The organism is Streptomyces sp. NPDC031426 (assembly GCF_055581585.1).
On record NZ_JBVIJE010000007.1, the window covers coordinates 63,007 to 81,112 of the forward strand.

General features: G+C 72.9%; 15 protein-coding genes. 6 read left to right on the forward strand and 9 right to left on the reverse strand.

Going from position 1 to position 18,106, the window contains the following annotated elements:
- Positions 1-47 precede the first annotated feature (47 nt).
- Positions 48-464 (reverse strand): MFS transporter, encoded by a 417-nt coding sequence (locus ACZ5NH_RS15785; protein ID WP_468775593.1) that lies wholly within the window; start codon positions 462-464, stop codon positions 48-50.
- Entirely contained in the window at positions 461-1,216 is a 756-nt protein-coding gene (locus ACZ5NH_RS15790; RefSeq protein WP_468775594.1) for a GntR family transcriptional regulator, read from the reverse strand. Before ACZ5NH_RS15790 ends, ACZ5NH_RS15785 begins: the two co-directional genes overlap by 4 nt.
- A gap of 210 nt (positions 1,217-1,426) precedes the next feature.
- Here ACZ5NH_RS15790 and ACZ5NH_RS15795 point away from each other — a divergent pair, with 210 nt between their 5' ends.
- Positions 1,427-1,966, forward strand: coding sequence for a DUF2269 domain-containing protein (locus tag ACZ5NH_RS15795; RefSeq protein WP_468775596.1), 540 nt, complete (start codon positions 1,427-1,429; stop codon positions 1,964-1,966).
- 89 nt (positions 1,967-2,055) lie between these two features.
- Here ACZ5NH_RS15795 and ACZ5NH_RS15800 read toward each other — a convergent pair whose 3' ends face one another.
- Entirely contained in the window at positions 2,056-2,547 is a 492-nt protein-coding gene (locus tag ACZ5NH_RS15800; protein ID WP_468775598.1) for a hypothetical protein, read from the reverse strand.
- A 228-nt stretch (positions 2,548-2,775) separates the two neighbouring features.
- Positions 2,776-3,549 (reverse strand): VOC family protein, encoded by a 774-nt coding sequence (locus ACZ5NH_RS15805; RefSeq protein ID WP_468775600.1) that lies wholly within the window; start codon positions 3,547-3,549, stop codon positions 2,776-2,778.
- 192 nt (positions 3,550-3,741) lie between these two features.
- Between ACZ5NH_RS15805 and ACZ5NH_RS15810 the strand changes: the two genes are divergently transcribed.
- Complete coding sequence (locus tag ACZ5NH_RS15810; RefSeq protein ID WP_468775601.1) at positions 3,742-4,731, forward strand: SCO2400 family protein; 990 nt, start codon at positions 3,742-3,744, stop codon at positions 4,729-4,731.
- Positions 4,732-4,758: 27 nt separating this feature from the next.
- Here the strand turns inward: ACZ5NH_RS15810 and ACZ5NH_RS15815 are convergent, their stop codons facing one another.
- Positions 4,759-9,558: a DNA repair ATPase gene (locus ACZ5NH_RS15815; RefSeq protein WP_468775603.1), complete on the reverse strand. Its 4,800-nt coding sequence runs from the start codon at positions 9,556-9,558 to the stop codon at positions 4,759-4,761.
- A gap of 138 nt (positions 9,559-9,696) precedes the next feature.
- Positions 9,697-11,886 (reverse strand): flotillin family protein, encoded by a 2,190-nt coding sequence (locus ACZ5NH_RS15820; RefSeq protein ID WP_468775605.1) that lies wholly within the window; start codon positions 11,884-11,886, stop codon positions 9,697-9,699.
- Positions 11,887-12,174: 288 nt separating this feature from the next.
- Between ACZ5NH_RS15820 and ACZ5NH_RS15825 the strand changes: the two genes are divergently transcribed.
- Positions 12,175-13,254 (forward strand): PucR family transcriptional regulator, encoded by a 1,080-nt coding sequence (locus ACZ5NH_RS15825; RefSeq protein WP_468775607.1) that lies wholly within the window; start codon positions 12,175-12,177, stop codon positions 13,252-13,254.
- A gap of 35 nt (positions 13,255-13,289) precedes the next feature.
- Here ACZ5NH_RS15825 and ACZ5NH_RS15830 read toward each other — a convergent pair whose 3' ends face one another.
- Positions 13,290-14,237 carry an MIP/aquaporin family protein gene (locus ACZ5NH_RS15830; RefSeq protein ID WP_468775609.1) on the reverse strand — a complete coding sequence of 316 codons (948 nt, stop codon included), beginning with the start codon at positions 14,235-14,237 and terminating at the stop codon, positions 13,290-13,292.
- A 104-nt stretch (positions 14,238-14,341) separates the two neighbouring features.
- Entirely contained in the window at positions 14,342-15,007 is a 666-nt protein-coding gene (locus tag ACZ5NH_RS15835) for an SDR family NAD(P)-dependent oxidoreductase (RefSeq protein WP_468775611.1), read from the reverse strand.
- Positions 15,008-15,056: 49 nt separating this feature from the next.
- Here ACZ5NH_RS15835 and ACZ5NH_RS15840 point away from each other — a divergent pair, with 49 nt between their 5' ends.
- A complete protein-coding gene (locus tag ACZ5NH_RS15840) occupies positions 15,057-15,296 on the forward strand; it encodes a hypothetical protein (RefSeq protein WP_468775613.1) in 240 nt (79 codons plus the stop codon).
- Here ACZ5NH_RS15840 and ACZ5NH_RS15845 read toward each other — a convergent pair.
- Positions 15,293-15,616 (reverse strand): hypothetical protein, encoded by a 324-nt coding sequence (locus tag ACZ5NH_RS15845; RefSeq protein WP_468775615.1) that lies wholly within the window; start codon positions 15,614-15,616, stop codon positions 15,293-15,295. The genes ACZ5NH_RS15840 and ACZ5NH_RS15845 overlap by 4 nt on opposite strands.
- Before the next feature lie 428 nt (positions 15,617-16,044).
- Here ACZ5NH_RS15845 and ctaD point away from each other — a divergent pair, with 428 nt between their 5' ends.
- Together ctaD and ACZ5NH_RS15855 are read left to right on the forward strand one after the other, a co-directional pair.
- A complete protein-coding gene (gene ctaD / locus ACZ5NH_RS15850; RefSeq protein WP_451554599.1) occupies positions 16,045-17,763 on the forward strand; it encodes an aa3-type cytochrome oxidase subunit I in 1,719 nt (572 codons plus the stop codon).
- Positions 17,760-18,104, forward strand: coding sequence for a cytochrome C oxidase subunit I (locus tag ACZ5NH_RS15855; protein WP_388623073.1), 345 nt, complete (start codon positions 17,760-17,762; stop codon positions 18,102-18,104). The genes ctaD and ACZ5NH_RS15855 overlap by 4 nt, the downstream gene beginning before the upstream one ends.
- Positions 18,105-18,106: the final 2 nt, after the last annotated feature.

Genomic DNA, 18,106 nt, shown 5'->3' on the forward strand with positions numbered 1-18,106 from the left:
GAAAGCGACTTCGAACCTGGCGGGTTACTTGTTCCCTGGTGTCCGGGCTAGGACTCCGGTGCCGTTACTGAGTGGGGAATGCGCAAGGTCCGCAGCGGCGAGATGAAGGACGGCAGGAAGCTCAGCGTCAGGCCGGCCGTGCCGAGGCCCGCCCACCAGGCCGCCGGTATCGTCGCGAGCACCAGGGCCCGCGCCAGATCGGCGCCGACCAGCACCGGACGTTTGGGCAGGCGGTCCACCCAGGCCCCGGCCGGCAGTCCCACCAGCAGCGAGCCGGCCGTGGTCAGCGCGCTCAGCAGCCCCACCTGGAACGCATCGGCGTGCAGGTCGAGGAGGGCGACCAGCGGCAACGACAGGAAGAGGATGCGGTCGCCCAGCTGACCGAGAGCGGTGGCGACGAACAGCCGCCCGAAGTCCGGGTCGCGGAGCAGCCCGAGCCGGGGCACCGCGGGCGTACGGCTCACCGCACGTCCACCGCGAACTCGTAGACCGCTTCCCGGCGTACATCCGGAATGACGATGTCGGCGGTCTCCACCGGACGGCCCTCGGTGTCGTAGATGATCCGCTCGATCCGGAGCACCAGGTCCCCGACGCCGATCCCCAGCAGATGCGCCTCCGCCCGCCCGGCCCGCGCCGGGCGCGGCACCTCGACGACGGTCTCGACGTCCACGCCGATGGCGCGCAGCCGCGCGACCACTCCCCTGCCGGCGAGCGGCCCCCGCTCGGGCAGGACGACCGGGGTTCCCCGCGTGACGGCCATCGGCTCCCAGGAATCGGAGAGCTGGACGGGCCGCCCGTCGGCGAGGAACTCGTACTGCGTGTTGACGCAGAGGTCCCCGGTGTTGATGGCGAGCCGCTCGGCGATGGCCTCGGGCGCGGGGACGCGCACCAGGCTGTGCGCGTCCCAGGAACCGGCCCGCCCTCGCTCCGGCGTGCCGCCGAGGGCGCGGGCGCCCCGGTGCTCGCGGTGCCACGAGCGGAGCATCCGCAGGCGCTCGCGGGGGGCGCGGACGTAGGTGCCGGAGCCCGCGCGGCCTTCCAGCAGGCCCTCGATGATCAGCCGGTCCACGGCCCGCTGTAAGACATTGCGCCCGACGCCGTACTCCTCGGCGAGCCGCACCCGTGCGGGCAGCCGCGTCCCGATCTCCCACTCCCCCGCGAGAACCCGCGCGCGCAGGGCGTCGGCGACGGCGAGATACGGCGCCTTTCGGGGCATGGGCGACCCTCCGGTCGGTGGCGTGGTTTCGGGTGGATTCGCAAGCTACTTCACCGGCTCGAAGCTGCTGGAGCAGCACTTCGCTCGGTGTTCGTCGCGGCAGGCGTACTCGGCTCGGCGCAGCCAACATTGCTCCCGTCGGCGGACGCGTCGGGCCGGGCGGCCGGGGACGCTGGTCGGGCGCCCGTAGCCGGACCTGGAGGAAGCGAAGTGAGCCGTCGACTGTCACCGAGGGCCCGTAAGAGCTGGGTCGTCGTGCATGTGGTCGCCTCGGTCGGCTGGCTGGCGCTGATGCTCTGCCTCCTCACCCTCGGGGCCACGGCGCTGGCGACCGACGACGCCGACACGCTGCGGACCGCGTACCGGGCGATGGGGGTGCTGGGCGACGCGCTGATCGTCCCGCTGAGCCTGCTCACCTTGCTCAGCGGGGTGGTGCTGAGCCTCGGCACGTCCTGGGGCCTGTTCCGCTACTACTGGGTGGCCGTCAAGTTCTGGCTGACCCTCGCGGCCGCGGTGGCCTCGATCTTCGCCCTCAGCGCCCGGCTGCACTACGCGGTGCACGCCGTGGACCGGCATCCGACCGGCCCGATCGCGGCCATGCACCTGGGGTTCGTCCGTTACAACACCGTGATCGTGCCAGCCGTCGCGCTGTCGCTGTACCTGGCGATGGTCGTGCTGTCCGTCTTCAAGCCGTGGGGACGGCGGGTCCGCAGGCCGGTGCGGGACTCCTTCGCTCGCCGCGGAGGATGAGCGGCAGCGGCCACGGGCGCGCAGAGAACCGCGGCGATCGTCTGCGAGCCCAACAAGCACCCAGGGCCTGGCTGCCTTTGCGTGGAGCCTCAACCTTCGCGCGCCGCATTCTGCGGCCATACGACATCCACCTGCAGTCCGGCTTCCCGGGCTTCGAGGACGGTGTCCGCAGTACCGCCGCCCTTGCCGGACGGCGGTTCGCCGTTCCAGACGGCGACGAGACGGTCGGCACGCTGAAGCAGTGTGCGGTTGGCGTCCTCGTACGCCGAGCGGTTCGCGGTTGCGTGGTCCAGGACCACGACTTCCGCTGCCGACTCCGCGAGCCGGTCGAACGTCTCGGCATGGTCCGGCTTGACCTTGTTCTGCCGGTAGTCCTGCGAGGGGATGACCGCGATCAGCTGACCGCCGAGCTCCAGGACGGTCTCCGCGAACAGCGAGTCCGAGCCTTTCGCGATGCACGAGACACCGATCAGGTCGCCACCGGCTGCGTACGGCTTCAGCATCTCCCGCAGCGCGTCACGTACGAGGGTCACGCTGGCTTCGGTCAGGTCCATGTGCCCCGTCACGGCGATCGTGGTCACGGTTCTCCCTCAGCTCGACAGCAGGTCGCGGATCATTGTGCGGGCTTCCGCCACACGCTGCGAAGCGCTCCGCCCGACCGTGTACGGGTACAGCGTGGCGGCCGCTCCGGGTCAGGGCCGCACCCCAAGACGCCCGTCCCGCCGGTGTCCCGCAAGACGCCGGCGGGACGGGTCACGTCAACTTCGCCGTCGGCGAACGAGCCAAGGCGAGCCGCAACATCCCCCACCTCAGGCCTGGCGCGGGTCCGGCCTGAGCACGGCGAACACCGCCTGCGCCGGGTCGGCCAGCCAGGCGATACGGCCGACGCCGGGGACGTTCGCCGCCGGCATCAGCACCGAGCCGCCGCTGCCGCCGACCGCCGTGACGATCGCGTCCGCGTCGGCCACGGCGAAGTACGGCACCCAGCGGGCGTCCTCCCGGTCGTCCTGCAGCGACGCCACACCGCCGAAGGTCCCCTCCTGCTGGTCGCCCTCCCCGATGCTGAGCACCTGGTAGGTCATGCCCGGCGCCTGCATCTCCTGCGACCGCCAGCCGAACAGCCCGCGGTAGAAGCCGATGGCCGCCCCCGGGTCGCCGACGTGCAGCTCCACCCACACCAGCGCGTTGTCCTCCGACGCCCGCTGCAGCCCCTGCCCGGACTCCAGCACCGCGAACTGCGCGCCCTGCGGGTCGGTGAACTGGGCGAAGGTGGTCTCGCCCATGCTCATCGGCTCGGCCCGCACCTTGCCGCCGGCGTCGCTCACGGCCCGAGCGGTGGCCTGGGCGTCGTCGGTGCGGAAGTACGTCATCCAGGCGGATCTCGCCCCCGGTTCGGTCAGCGGGCCGAGACCGGCCACCGTGCCGCCGTTCTTCTGGAAGAAGCCGTAGCCGCCGCCTTCCGGGCCCGCGGAGGCGAACTCCCAGCCGAAGACCGCACTGTAGAAGGCGACGGCCGCCTCTGTGTCGGGGCTGCCGAGGTCGATCCAGATGGGCGAGCCGGTGCGGAACTCTGTGCCGAGCATGTGTCTCCTCCTGCCGGTCCGGTGCGGAAGCCGCCCGCCACTATGCCCACGCAGACCGCCCGGATCGGCCGGGACACGGGGAAAGCACCCTCCGAATCTGTGCAGGAGTGCCACACGGGCTGCACACAGCCTTTCCAAAGGCTCGTTACCGTGACGGTCGCCCGCTCCCCCATGGACTCAGGAAGACCACAGATGGACTACTGCTCCTCGTGCCGTCGGCACCTCAACGGCGCCCTGGTCTGTCCCGGGTGCGGTGCCTACGCCCCGGACATAGCCCCGCCCCACGCCGCCGCTTCGCCCCACGCCGCCGCCCCGCCCCACGCCGCCGCTTCGCCCCACGCCGCCGCCTCGCCCCGCGCCGCCGCCTCGCCCCGCGCCCACGCCGCCGCCCCGCCCCACGCCGCCGCTTCGCCCCGCGCCGCCGCCTCGCCCCGCGCCCACGCCGCCGCCTCGGCCGCACCGCCCGCCGACGACAGCTGGTTCGGCGCCGGGGAACCCATGACCGGACCGGCCGCCGGCCTCGCGGACCCGGCCACGGACACACCGCCCGCCGACGTCACCGACGCGCCGCCCGCCCCGCGGGGACGCGCCGCCCGGCGCCGGCAGCTGGCGCGCTGGAAGAAGAACCAGCGCCGGGCCGTGGTGGCGACCGCCGTCGCGCTCGTCGGCGGCGGCCTGACGCTCGCCTCAATGGACCGCGGCAACGGCGACAAGGCCCAGGCGGCCGCCGCACCGGACCACCGGAGCATGGGCCTCACCGAGGACCCGTCGGCCGCGCCCAGCCGCCCCGCGTCCACACCGGCCCCGCCCACCGCCACGCACCGGCGCGACCCCGCCACGCCGACGGCACACACGCCCGCCGTGACCGCCCCCCACCAGCAGTCCCTCGCCCCCGCGCCCCGCACGGCGCAGTCCGCCGGCCACACGCACACCACGGCGGTGGCCCAGCACCCGGCCGCACCGGCGGTCCCGGCCGCAACGCAGCCGGCGCACGCCCCCGCGGCCTCCACCGGTTCGACGGGTTCGACCGGTTCGACGGGTTCGACGGCACAGCAGCCGCCCTCCACCAGCACCGGCAGCGGCAGCGGCAGCGGCACCAGCAGCGGTACGTCCACCCCGCCGACGTCCCCGTCGTCGACCTCCCCCAACCAGCTCTGCCTGGTCGTGCTCTGCCTCGGCTGACGAGGCGTACGGCTGAACCCGCGGCGCTCACCGCTTCCGCGCGAGCGCGATCGCCGACTCCACCGCCGCGATCCGGTCCGCGAGCAGTCCCAGCGCGGCCACCGCACGGCTCATGGGATCCTCCCCGGGCCCGCCGAGGGCGCGGGCGCGGATGTGGGCGGTCTTCACCTCGGTCCAGCGGGCGGCCTGCGCCGGGCTCAACGTGCCGCGCAGTTCGGCGAGTTTCAGCAGGTTGGCCTCGGCGCCGGTGGTGAGGGTCTGGGCCTCGGCCGTGTAGTGGTCGTCGACGACGGCCTCGCGTTCGGTGTCGTTCATGACCGGGCGCAGCCGCCCGGCGATCCGGTTCATGTCGCGGTACGAGCCCTGGAGGCGGAAGGGCGGTTCCGTGCGGGTGGCCTCCGACTGGGCGGCGGAGGCGATGTAGGCCTCGTTCACCCTCAGCACCGTCGCGCGGACCGCCAGCACATGCCGCAGCACGGCCACCGCGGCGTCCAGTTCCGCCGCCGGCATCGGCCGGCTCAGGCGGTCGGCGCGGGCGGTCGGGTCGGCGCCGGCCAGCCGCACCAGGAGGTCCAGGTCGGCGCGGTCACGGGCGGCGAGCGGGGCCAGCACCGGGTTGGCGGTGAGGGCGTTCTCGACGAAGCTGAGCGCGAAGACGTCCTCCTTGCCGGTGAGGACGTCGCCGAGGTTCCACACGTCGGCGCGGTTGGCGAGCATGTCGGGGACGCGGAAGCGCTCACCGGACTCGGTGTAGGGGTTGCCGGCCATGCACACCGCGAAGCGCTTGCCGCGCAGGTCGTAGGTGCGCGGCTCGCCGTCCCACACGCCGTCCACCCGTCGGGTCGCGTCGCACAGCGGGATGAACCTCTGCAGCAGCTCGGGCGAGGTGTGCTGGATGTCGTCCAGGTACAGAAGCGTGTTGTTGCCGGCCGCCAGCGCGAAGTTGATCTTCTCGATCTCGCGGCGGGCGGTGGCGTTCGGAGCGTCGGCGGGGTCCAGTGACGTGACGGTGTGGCCGAGCGCGGGCCCGCTGACCCTGACCAGCATCAGGCCGAGCCGGTCGGCGACGTACTCCATGAGGGTCGTCTTGCCGTAGCCGGGCGGGGAGACGAGCAGCAGCAGGCCGCCGGTGTCGGTACGCTTGGACTCGCCGGTGGTGCCCAGCTGCCGGGCCAGGCTGTCGCCGATCAGCGGCAGGTACACCTCGTCGACGAGGCGGCCCCGGACGAACGCCGGCATCACCCGCGGGCGGTGGTCGTCCAGACGGAGCCGGTCGCGCTCGGCCGCCACCAGGGCCGTACGGCGGCGCTGGTAGGCGCGGAAGGCGGGCACCTCGTCGGCGGCGAACCGGGCCGTCCGGGACAGGAACTCGTCCAGGCGGAGGGCCAGTCGGCCGCCGGTCACCCGCGGGTGCGTGCCGAGCAGGCCCTCGGCCGTCGCCGTCAGCGGGGCGTCGCCGTCGTAACGCGGCAGGTCCGGGCACAGCTCGGCGGCGACCGCCTCGGCCAGCTCGCCGGGCCCGGCCTCGGTGCCGGTGGCGGCGGCGTACGCGGCGAGCCAGGCGTGCACCACCTGCCGGCGCGCGGCCAGCTCGGTCAGGCCCTCCAGGTCGGCGCGGTAACTGCCGTCCGCGTGCCGGAACTTCTCCAGCAGGGTGCGTGCCGTCAGGCCGATGACGAAGCCCTCCGGGCCGCCGGTCAGCTCCTCGAAGAGGTACGCCGCGGCCGGCCCGCCCGCCACTGACGCGTCCCAGGCCTCGATCGCCGCCGCCAGCTCCCGCTCCAGCTCCCCGATGGCCGGTACGGCACCGAAGGCGTCCCGGGCCCGGGCCAGCGACACCGCCCGCCGGGACCAGGCGGTCCGGGCGTCCTGCGTCGTGCCGTGCGCCCAGAACAGCTGGGCGGCGGCGCGGGCGGCGGGCTCGTGGCGCAGGGTGCCGGCGCCCTCGTACAAGGGAAGCAGCGCCTGGAGCACGAGGGTCGCGTCGTGGTCGTGGACCCCGCGCTCGTAGCCCTCGTCGTACGACTCCTGCGCCGCCCGGCGGACCAGGCCCGGAAGGTCGTCGGCGGCGGCGAGGGCGGCCGGGCCGTGCTCGGCGAGCAGCCGGGCGGCGAGGTGCTCGGCGCGGTAGACCTCAGGTGACTCGGACGGCAGATGGCGGTCCCAGTAGGGGCGGTACGCCGCGAAGTCCGGGTCGGTGACCGGGGCGCGGTAGTCCGTGCCGGTCACCGCGAAGGCGAGGGTGTCGCCGTGCGGGACGAGGGTGAGGTCGAGCGGCTGGGTGTTGACGGCGAAGCGGTGCCCGCCGAGCCGCAGGGTGCGGCCGTCCTCGGCGTACAGGTCGGCGCGGTCGCGCAGGGCGCGGGCGGCCTCCTGGCGGGCGGACTTCAGCCGGCCGTCCAGTTCCTCGGCGCGCACGCTGTCGCCGAGGGCGCGCAGCTCGTCGGCGGTGCGCCGGACCTTGGCGACCAGCGGGTCGGAGGCGAAGTACGTGGTGATCGCGTCGGCGTCGGCCAGGGTGGCGGCCCGGCGGGCGACCGACTCCAGCATGCGCCCCGCCGAGAGCGCGAGCTGCTCGGCGCGGCGGGCGCGGGCGTCGGCGAGGGACTGCTTGCGGGCGGCGAACGCCTCGTAGATCTCGGCGCGCCGGTCGGCGAGTTCGGCGAGGAAGTCGTCGAACTCGGCGAACCGGCCGTCCAGGTCCTCCAACCGGGCGAGCACGGGGGCGAGTTGGTCGTCGCACTCCTCGGTCGTGCCGGACGCGGCGAGCGCGGCGGTGACCGCCTGGGCGAGCAGCGCGGTCTCGGCCGCGAACTCGGCCCGCCCCTCGCTGTCCTGGAGGCTGCGGCGGCGGGCGTCCAGGGTCGCCCGGGCCCGGTTGACGCCGCCCAGCACCTCGGCGATCCGCTCCAGGACGGCCGTACGGACGGTGGCGTCCGTGATGTCCAGGCCGGTCACCACCTCGGTGACCGTGCGCAGCCCGTCGGCGAGCTCGTCGAGCCGGGCGGCGACGGGCGCGCCCTGGGCCACGGTCCCGACCGCCGCCGCCTCCCCGACCAGCCGCTCGACCTCCGCCTGCTGCCCGGCGAAGGCGTCCTCGCGGGCCAGGAACTGCACCGCGCGCCGCCCGAAGGCGGCGAGGTCGTCCTCGGCGGCGGCCGCCAGCTCCTCCAGCCGGGCCGCATCGACGTACCGCAGCTCGCGCAGGGTGAGCAAGTGCCCGTGCGCATGCCGGAGTTCGGTCAGCCCGCGCACCCAGGCAGCGGCCTCGCGCGGCGCCTCCCCGCGCAGCCGGCGCACCACGGCCGCGATCCGCCCCTCGGCCTCGTCGAGGGCGTCCGCGGCGTGCCGGGTCAGCTCCCGTACGGTCTCGAACTCGCCCAGCACCTGCTCGGCGGCCGTACGGGCCTCACCCAACGGACCCGCCAGGTCCCCCAGTTCGGGATCGGCGAGCCAGTGATGGGCGTCGGCGGCCCGCACACAGGCCGCCACCAGCGCCCGGTACCCCTCGCTGGTCTCGATGCCGTCGGTGACCAGCCGGGCCACGGACAGACAGTCGGCGAGCCCGCGCACGAGATCCGCGTTGCCGACCCGGGCGAACGCGCCGGTGCCGGTGCGCAGCGCGGCGGCGTGCGTGTCGGAGACGTACGGCGAGGTCCACCACTGCACCGGATGGGTGTGCGCGGGCTCCTCGCCCGCGTCGCGCAGCACGGCGAGCGCGCCGTCCTCGAACAGCGCCCAGCCCCGGCACGGCAGCGGGTTCGCGACCTCCTTGCGCAGGGTGTTGTACGACAGCAGCAGGGTGCGCCCGCCGGCCCGGGACCGGAAGGCGTACAGCACGTCCTCGCCGTTCGGCGCGCGCACCTCCCGCTCGAACTCCAGGCCTGTCACGTCGAGTTCGTACGTCTTGTGAGTTCCGCCCGCCAGGCAGTACCCGCCCGGGAAGACGATCCCCTGCTCCTCCGGCAGCCGCCGGCACGCCTGCCCGATCCCGTCGAGCCGGACGACGGCCCGGGACAGCGTGTCGAACACGAGATACCGGTCGTCCTCCTCCTTGTACGGCCGCACCCGCAGCAGCACCAGCGCACCGACCCGCGCGTGCGCGACCTCCGCGTCCGCGAGTGCTTGCAGCGGCTCCTGCACGGGCTCGGCGAACAGTTCCTCCCCGTCCGGGGTGCGTACGGTGAGGGAGCCGCCGACGGTGGTCACCCCCAGCCCCCCGGGTACGGCCACGTACTGCTCCCGGCCGAGCACGTGATCCTCGCGGGTGGTCTCCGTCCAGGTCAGGTCCTGGGCCGGCGGGAAGACGTCGTCGCGGTCGCCGCGCGCGTCCAGGAACGCCACGCGGCCGTCCTCGGCGAGGCTCCAGCGCAGCACGCGGACGTCGTCGGCCTTCTCGCCGGTGCGGAACACCGCCAGCAGCCGGCCGTCGACCCGGCGCAGCCGCAGCAGGCTCGCTTCGCGGTAGTAACGGTGCAGCGCGCTGAACTCTTTGCCGAACGCCGGGTCGTCCAGGAGTCCGGGTACGGCGTCCTCGGGCAGCCGCGCCCCGTCACGGTCGTACAGGGCAAGTACGTCTGTGGCTCCGCCGGTTCCGCCGAAGAGCAGGGCGTTCCCTACGGCCACGATGTCGCTCGGGGAGCAGGGGTACTCGGTGCGGAGGCGAGCGGTGGCGGCCAGGTCCAGCCGCGCCGAGCCGAACTCCTCGGCCCGGCGCGCGTTGAGGTCCTCGGCCCGCCGGGCGAGTTCGGCGGCATGCCCGGCGAGCCGGTCGCGCAGCACCTCGTAGGTGCCGGCATCCACCTGCGGCGCCTCAGCGGTGGCCATTGCGTGTAGTTCCCTTCGTGGGCTGTGCGGCTACGAGCTCGGGGCTGCGGGTGGTCTGCCGAGTATCGGGTGGCTGGTCGCGCCCACGCGGCGGAGCCGCATATCGGTACAGCCCCGCGCCCCTTCGGGGCGCTGCCCTCAACTCCCCGTGCCGCTTCCGTTCAGGGCCGTCACCGGGGTGTCCGACAGGCCCAGTTCGCTCGCCCGGTCGAGGAGTTTCTGGAGCTGGCCCGCCTGCGGGCCGCCGTTCTTGATCTGCTTCGCCAGCAGCGCCGACACCGTCAGGTTCCGCACGTCCCCCGAGCCGAGCGAGCCGAGGATGTGGGAGAGGTCGTCGGTGAAGCTGCCCGAGCCGTCCAGCCAGGGCTTCGCCAGGGCCTGCGCGGTGCGGGAGTTGGCGACGAAGCCGTCCACGCCCTTGCCGAGGGAGATGGAGGACACCAGCCGGTCGAAGAAGACGGACTCCCCGCCGACGATGTCGATGTCGGCGTTCTCCAGCCCGGTCGCCAGCACCGTCGCCTGCGCCTCGGCCACCTGCCGCTGGGTCTCCAGCCCGGCCAGCCGGATCTCCTTCTCCGCCTGCAGCCGCAGCCGGTACTCCTCGTGCCCGCGCGAGGCCTCGTCCAGCGCGGCCATCGCGGCGGCCTTCTCGGTCAGACCGGCGGCCTCGGCCTTCAGCTTCTCGCCGATCGCCGTGGCTTCCGCGAGCGCCTTCGCCTTGGTCCCCTCGGCCTCGGCCAGGCCCTTGGCGCGCGCGCCCTCCGCCTCGGCCTTCAGCCGCGCCTCGGTGGCCTCCGCGGCCGCCCGCGCGCCCTCGGCCTCCGCGAGGCCCTTGGCGCGTGCGCCCTCCGCCTCGGCGAGCGCCTTGGCCTGGGTGCCCTCGGCCTCGGCCCGCAGCCGTGCCTCGGTGGCCTCCGCCGCCGCGCGCCCGGCCTTCACGGTGACCTCGGCCTCCTTGTCGCGGACCTGCACCGCGGCGAGCCCCTCGGCGGCGGCCTCGGCCTGGACGCCCTCGGCGTGCCGCAGCTTGGCCCGGGCGTCGAGGTCGGCGGTCTTCAACCGGGCCTCGGCGAGGGTGAGTTCCTCGGCGGCGCGGTGAGTGGCGGCCTGCTCGGCGGCCTCGGCGGCCTTGATGTCCTTGACCAGCTTCTCCTGCGCCTCCGCCTCGGCGGCGATGACGAGCGCCTGCCGCTCGCGCTCCGCCTCCTCGACCACGCGCAGCTTCTTGATGGACTCCTCCTGCTCGGCGACCGTACGGTCCACCGCCACCCGCTCCCGGATGACCTCGGCGATCTCCCGCTTCTCCGCCTCGACCTCCTTCTCGGCGGCGATCTTCGTCAGCTGGGTCTCCCGCTCCCGCGCGATGACCTCCAGCAGGCGGTCCTTCTCGATGCGCTCGTTCTCGACGGCGATGACCCGCTCGCGGTTCTTCGCGGCGACGGCGATCTCCCGGGCCTGGTTCTCCCGCTGCACGCCGAGCTGTTCCTCGGTGCGCAGGAAGGCGCCCTGGGCGCGCAGCCGTTCCTCCTCCACCACGCGGGCGGTCTCGGCCTCCTCGCGGGCCCGGGAGGTCTCGATCTCCCGCTTCTGCTTGATCTCGGCGTCCGCCTGCCGGCGCTCCAGCTCCAGGATGGCCTCGCGGGCGTCGACGTCCTGGCGGGTGATCTCCTTCTGCTCGTTGCGGCGGGCCTCGTTGGTGCGCACGTGCTCGATCGCCGTCAGCTCGGTGATCTTGCGGATGCCCTCGGCGTCGAGGACGTTGGCCGGGTCCATCTGGGAGAGCGGGGTCTGCTCCAGGTAGTCGATCGCCGCGTCCTCGAGGTGGTAGCCGTTGAGGTCGATGCCGATCAACTCGATGATGAGGTACCGGAGTTCCTCACGCTTGGTGTAGAGGTCGGTGAAGTCCATCTGCTTGCCGACGGTCTTCAGCGCCTCGGAGAACTTCGCGTGGAACAGCTCCTGGAGGGTGTCCTGGTGGCTGGCGCGCTCGGTGCCGACGGTCTGGGCGACCTTGATGACGTCCGGGATGGTCTTGTTGACCTTCACGAAGAACAGGATCCGGATGTCGGCGCGGATGTTGTCCCGGCAGATCAGTCCGTCCCGCCCCGAGCGGCTGATCTCGATGGTCTTCACCGAGATGTCCATGACCTCGGCCTTGTGCAGGATCGGCAGCACGACCTGGCCGGTGAAGGACACGTCCACCTGGCGCGTCTTCGACACGATCAGGGCCTGGCTCTGGTCCACCTTGCGGTACAGCCGGGAGAACGCGAGCACCGCGAGCACCACGACGACGAGACAGACGGCGACGAGCACGCCGAGGACTTCCATGACACACGTCCTTGCGTCAGACGATGAGGTACGGAGCCCCCCGGGATCGCGGTGCCGGACCGTGTACCGGACCCCCGTGCCGGTACTGACGCACCGGCCGTCGGCCGGCGTCCGGCACCGCGACCCTCCGTAGTGCTCCCCGCGGAAGATGGTGCGGCCAGGGCATACGCCCGCGCATTGCCGGTGTCCGGCAGTGTTCACTAGGGTCTCGATGCCGGAGGGGCGCTAGGAAAGCGTCACCGGCACGTCAAGATCGCGGGAGCACGGGGGACGGGGGCCGGTACCGGCATGGGGGACAAGCACGACATACATGACACGCCCGAGCACTACCTGGACGGTTTTCCCCGGACGCTGGCCGAGGTCTCGGCCACCGGCCGGCGGCTGACCAGGGAGGAGCTGAAGACCCGGCGGACCCTGGGCGAGCAGGCCGCCGAGGCCGGGCACGGGCTGCGCGCGCTGATCGTGGCCCACCTGGCCGCCACCCGCGCCGCCTGGTCGGCCGTGCCCGGCTCGGTCGAGAGCAGCCTGGCCACGCTGGCCGCCGTCGAGCAGGCCATCGACGCGTTCGCCGAGGGCTACGAACGCGCGCAGCGGCTCACCGTACGCCGCGAGGAGGCCGCGCGCCGGGAGTTCATCGACGACCTGCTCTACGGCCGCAGCGACCTGGGCCGCCTCGTCGAGCGCGCCGAACGCTTCGGCCTGCACCTGTCCCGGGCGCACGCGGTGGCCGTCGCCGAGGGCCCGTCCGCCTACGTCGAGGGCGGCACGGTCGCCCGCCGGGTGGAGGCCGCCGTGCTCGCCCGCTTCGACTCCCGCAGCATCCTGCTCACCACCAAGAACGGCCGACTGCTGTGCGTCGCGCCGGGCGACGAGGACGAGATCCTCCTGTACTTCGCCAAGCAGGCGTACGCGGCGACGGATGGCGGCCGGATCGCCATCGGCCGCCCGCAGCACGGCGCCGGCGGGGTGGTGCAGTCGTACGAGGAGGCCCTCGCCGCGCTGGAGATGGCCACCCGGCTCGGCCTGGCCGGGCCGGTGCTGCGGGCCGCCGACCTGCTCGTCTACCCGGTGCTGGCCCGGGACCGGCAGGCGCTGGTCGACCTGGTGTCGCACACCCTCGGCCCGCTCACCCGGGCCCGCGGCGGAGCCGTGCACCTGCTGGACACGCTCGCGGCCTACTTCGACTCCGGCTGCGTGGCCGCCGAGGCCGCCCGCCGGCTCTCCCTCAGCGTCCGCGCGCTCACCTACCGCCTGGAACGCATCCACAAACTCACCGGCGCGGACCCCGCCGACCCGGCGCACCGCTACATGCTCCAGACGGCCGTGATCGGCGCCCGCCTCCTGGACTGGCCGACCCGGCCGCTGTGAGCGCCGGGGCGGCCGCGGGACCGCCGTCCCGGGGGCTACTCCTCGTCGGAGGTGCGCACCGCCGTCGCCCGCCCCGGCTCCGGCGGCTCGGCCAGCTCGGCCCGGAGCAGCAGGACGTCACCGATGAAGAGGTCGTACACGACGATCCCGACCACACCGCCGATCAGCGGCCCGACGATCGGGATCCACCAGTAGCCGCTGTACACGCCGGACACGCTGCCCGGGAACGCCAGGCTGTTCCAGCCGGCCGCGTAGGTGAGCAGGCGCGGCCCGAAGTCACGGGCCGGGTTGATGGCATAGCCCGCGTTGGCGCCGTAGGACATGCCGATGGCGGCGACGACGAAGCCCACGACCAGCGGTGCGAGGTTGGCCCGCACGGCCAGGTTGCGCACGTCGAGGACGGCGGCGATCAGCATCAGCAGGAAAGCCGTGCCGGCGATCTGGTCGATCAGCGGCCCCCAGACGCCGCCGTGGAAGTACGCCGCCGGGAAGGTGGCGAAGATCGAGAAGGTGGCGTTCGTGTGCCCGTTCACCTTCGGTCCGGGCGCGGCGGCGTCAAAGGCGCTGATCGCGTCGTGATAGACGAGGTAGACCAGCGCCGCGCCGGTGAGCGCGCCGACCACCTGCGAGAACCAGTACGGCAGGACCTTGGCCCAGGAGAATCCGCGCCGTGCCGCCATGGCCAGGGTGACCGCCGGGTTCAGATGGGCACCGCTCACCCCGCCGCCGACGTAGACGCCGAAGACGACCCCGAACGCCCAGCCCCAGGTGATCAGCAGCCAGTCACCCGCCGCCAGGAAGACCGTGGTGGGCGTCGCGGCACGGCCCGAACCGGGCAGTGCGGCGACCGCCATCGCGACCACACCGCAGCCGAAGGAGATGAGCACGAAGGTCCCGAGGAACTCGGCCAGACACTCGCCCAGCAGTCCGCCCCGGCTCCTGAGCCGGGACGGCTTGATGATCGCGGGGATTTCGACAGCCACGGAGGCCCCCTTGAAGAGAGCAATACGGCCAACATCATTATATTGGCGTACAAACCCTGGCATTGCAGGGTGACCGTGGCCTGTCAGTCGCCGGGAACGACGGGTCAGGCGCCGAGATCGTCGGCGAAGTGCCGGAAGCCGTGCCGGTCCCGGTGCATGGCCCACAGCGTCTCCGCCAGCACGGCCGGATCCTTGCGCGCGTGCCCCGGAGTGATCGCCCCCGGGATCACCAGCTGCCCGACATGGATCCCCTCAGGGGCCAGGCGCTCGTGCAGCAGATGGCCGTACGCGCTCTCCGCGGCGAACGCGATGGACGTCCCGGCCCGTTCGGTGTGCGGTACGACGGCGGTCCCGCCGTTGACGAGGAGGATCGTCCCGCGCCCCAGCCGGCGCATCCCCGGCAGCACCTGCTGCACGGCGGCCACGGGGCCGTACACGGAGAACTCGATGGGCCCGACGAGCTCCCGGGGCCCGGTCTCCAGCACCGGCCGCATGAAGTCCCGGTGCGGCACCGGGCTGTACTGCAGCACCTCGACGGTCCCGACCTCGGCCGCCGCCCGCCCGAGCGCCGCGGCAAGCTCCTCCGGCCTGCGCACATCGGCGACGAACCCCCGGGCCGTGATCCCGCTGCCGTCGAGGTCCCGCACCAGCGCGTCGAGCCGCTCCCGCTCCCGGGCGAAGAGGGCCACCGCAAACCCCTCCCGCCCGAACCGCCGGGCAACGGCGGCCCCGAGCCCCGGCCCGGCCCCCACAATGGCGATACTGCTCATGCCCGCATCCGTACCGCACCCGACACCACCCCACACACCCGTGCCCGCCATGACGACTCGCCCGGTCTGCCCCTGCTGCGAGCAGGACCGGCTGCACCCGTACCGCTTCCGGACGGACGGCGCGCGCTTCCTCGTCCGCACCGAGTGCGACGCCCTCTGGTGGCCAGGTGTGCCGCTGGAGGCCGAGCGGGCGGAGTTCCTGGACGACGTGGTGGCGGCCCGCCTGGGCATCCCGGGCAACCCCTGGGAGGACCGCGTGTGGGCGGACGTGATCGAGCCGGTGCGCTAGCCGACCCCGGCCTCGGCCACCTGAGCGTGGGCCCCGCGGATCCGCTCCACCTGTACCGCGGTCACGGCCCGTACCGCGAGGGCACCGGCGATCGCGGCGCCCACCACGGCGGCGTCGCACACGAGCAGCGGCCTCACCTCGCCGTAGGCACGCCCGGTGATCTCGTCCGTGGAGTCGCGGTACCCGATCCCCGCCCCGCGGAGCGTCCCGAGCGCCCACAGCGCCCACCACACGTCGACGGAGCCGGGAAGCCGCCGCCCGGGAGCGCTGCCGCGGAACGCGTCGACGACGATCCCGCCAGGACAGGAACAGCAGCGCACAGACCAGAACGAGCCCGGCCCCCACCGCGGTCACCCAGCGGTACGACTCCTCCAGGGAGTTGAGCGGCCGGTGCACCCCGTTCCCCTGATCCGGCGGCCCGTCGCCCGGCTCCCCGCGACCGCGAGCCGCACCTCCCACACCCCACGCACCAGCCAGGCCGGCGCGGCGAGCACCAGTCCCCCGACAGCCAGCCGCCCGGCCACCTGAACGGGCCGGTGAGCGGCGGACTGATCTTCCTCTTCGGCCATCACGCCATCCTGCCGCACGAAAGCCGCGCCCCCCGCCCGGCGCCCCTTAGGCCGTCCGGGTGCATCCGTCACGCGGTCGGCCGCGCGTCGGGCGGCGCGTACACCCTCGCGCGGCAAAGGATGGCCAGTAGCCGACGTATGGCGTGCGCGGATCGCGACCATCAGGAGACGGACGACTTGTGAGCATCCTCAACGAACCCCATGGGGCCGCCGCGGCCGAGGACGCCTACGAGAGCGAGGTACCGGTCCGGGGCAGGCAGCCCGGCAGTGTCGTGGTGAAGTGGCTGACGACCACCGACCACAAGACGATCGGCACGCTGTATCTGGCGACGTCCTTCGCGTTCTTCCTGATCGGTGGCGTGATGGCCCTGATCATGCGCGCCGAGCTGGCCCGGCCGGGCCTGCAGATCGTCTCGAACGAGCAGTTCAACCAGCTGTTCACCATGCACGGCACCGTGATGCTGCTGATGTTCGCGACGCCGCTGTTCGCCGGCTTCACCAACTGGATCATGCCGCTGCAGATCGGCGCGCCCGACGTGGCGTTCCCGCGGCTGAACATGTTCGCCTACTGGCTCTACCTGTTCGGCTCGCTCATCGCCGTCGGCGGCTTCCTCACCCCGGACGGTGCGGCCGACTTCGGCTGGTTCGCCTACTCCCCGCTGACCGACGCCGTCCACTCGCCGGGCATCGGCGGCGACCTGTGGATCATGGGCCTTGCCTTCTCCGGCTTCGGCACCATCCTCGGCTCGGTCAACTTCATCACCACGATCATCTGCATGCGCGCCCCCGGTCTGACCATGTTCCGCATGCCGATCTTCGTGTGGAACGTGCTGCTGACCGCCGTCCTGGTCCTGCTGGTCTTCCCGATCCTGGCCGCCGCCCTGTTCGCCCTGGAGGCGGACCGCAAGTTCGGCGCCCACGTCTTCGACGCGGCCAACGGCGGAGCCCTGCTCTGGCAGCACCTCTTCTGGTTCTTCGGCCATCCCGAGGTGTACATCATCGCGCTGCCGTTCTTCGGCATCATCAGCGAGATCATCCCGGTGTTCTCCCGCAAGCCCATGTTCGGCTACATGGGCCTGATCGCCGCGACCATCTCCATCGCCGGCCTGTCCGCGACGGTGTGGGCCCACCACATGTACGTCACCGGCGGGGTGCTGCTCCCCTTCTTCTCCTTCATGACCTTCCTGATCGCCGTGCCGACCGGCGTGAAGTTCTTCAACTGGATCGGCACGATGTGGAAGGGCAGCCTGTCCTTCGAGACGCCGATGCTCTGGGCGGCGGGCTTCCTGGTCACGTTCCTCTTCGGCGGCCTGACCGGAGTCATCCTCGCCTCACCGCCCATGGACTTCCACGTCTCCGACTCGTACTTCGTGGTGGCCCACTTCCACTACGTCGTCTTCGGCACGGTCGTGTTCGCGATGTTCGCCGGCTTCCACTTCTGGTGGCCCAAGTGGACCGGCAAGATGCTCGACGAACGCCTCGGCAAGATCACCTTCTGGACGCTGTTCGTCGGCTTCCACACCACCTTCCTCGTCCAGCACTGGCTCGGCGCCGAGGGCATGCCGCGCCGCTACGCCGACTATCTGGCGGCCGACGGCTTCACCACCCTGAACACCGTCTCCAGCATCGGCTCGTTCCTGCTGGGCCTGTCGATGCTGCCGTTCCTCTACAACATCTGGAAGACGGCCAGGTACGGCAAGCCGGTCACCGTGGACGACCCCTGGGGCTACGGCCGCTCCCTGGAATGGGCGACCTCCTGCCCGCCCCCGAGGCACAACTTCGTCACCCTGCCGCGCATCCGCAGCGAGTCCCCGGCGTTCGACCTGCACCACCCCGACATCGCGATGCTGGAGCACGAGCACCCGCTCCCGGCGCGGCCCGACCGAGGACAGGGGTGAGCGGTCTGCCGCGGCAGGGAGCCGACGACGCGCTCGCCAACGAGGTGGAGGGGTACCTGCTCTGGCAGGCCCGCATCGCCGAGGCGGAGCAACGCGCACGGGAGTTCACCGGATCCCTGGAGTGGCTGACCACGGCCCAGCGCGAGGACATCGAACACCGCTACATCGCCGACACCCTGGCCCGCTCCCGAGCCGACCTGGAACGCATCGCGGCCCGCTGCGTGTCCCTGCGCGCCGAGTACGAACACCGCTACCAGGACCTGAAACGCCGCTGCCTGGCCCTGACCCTCACGGTCTGCACGGCCTGCATCACGGCCGCGACGCTGCTGCTGCTCCGGTGACG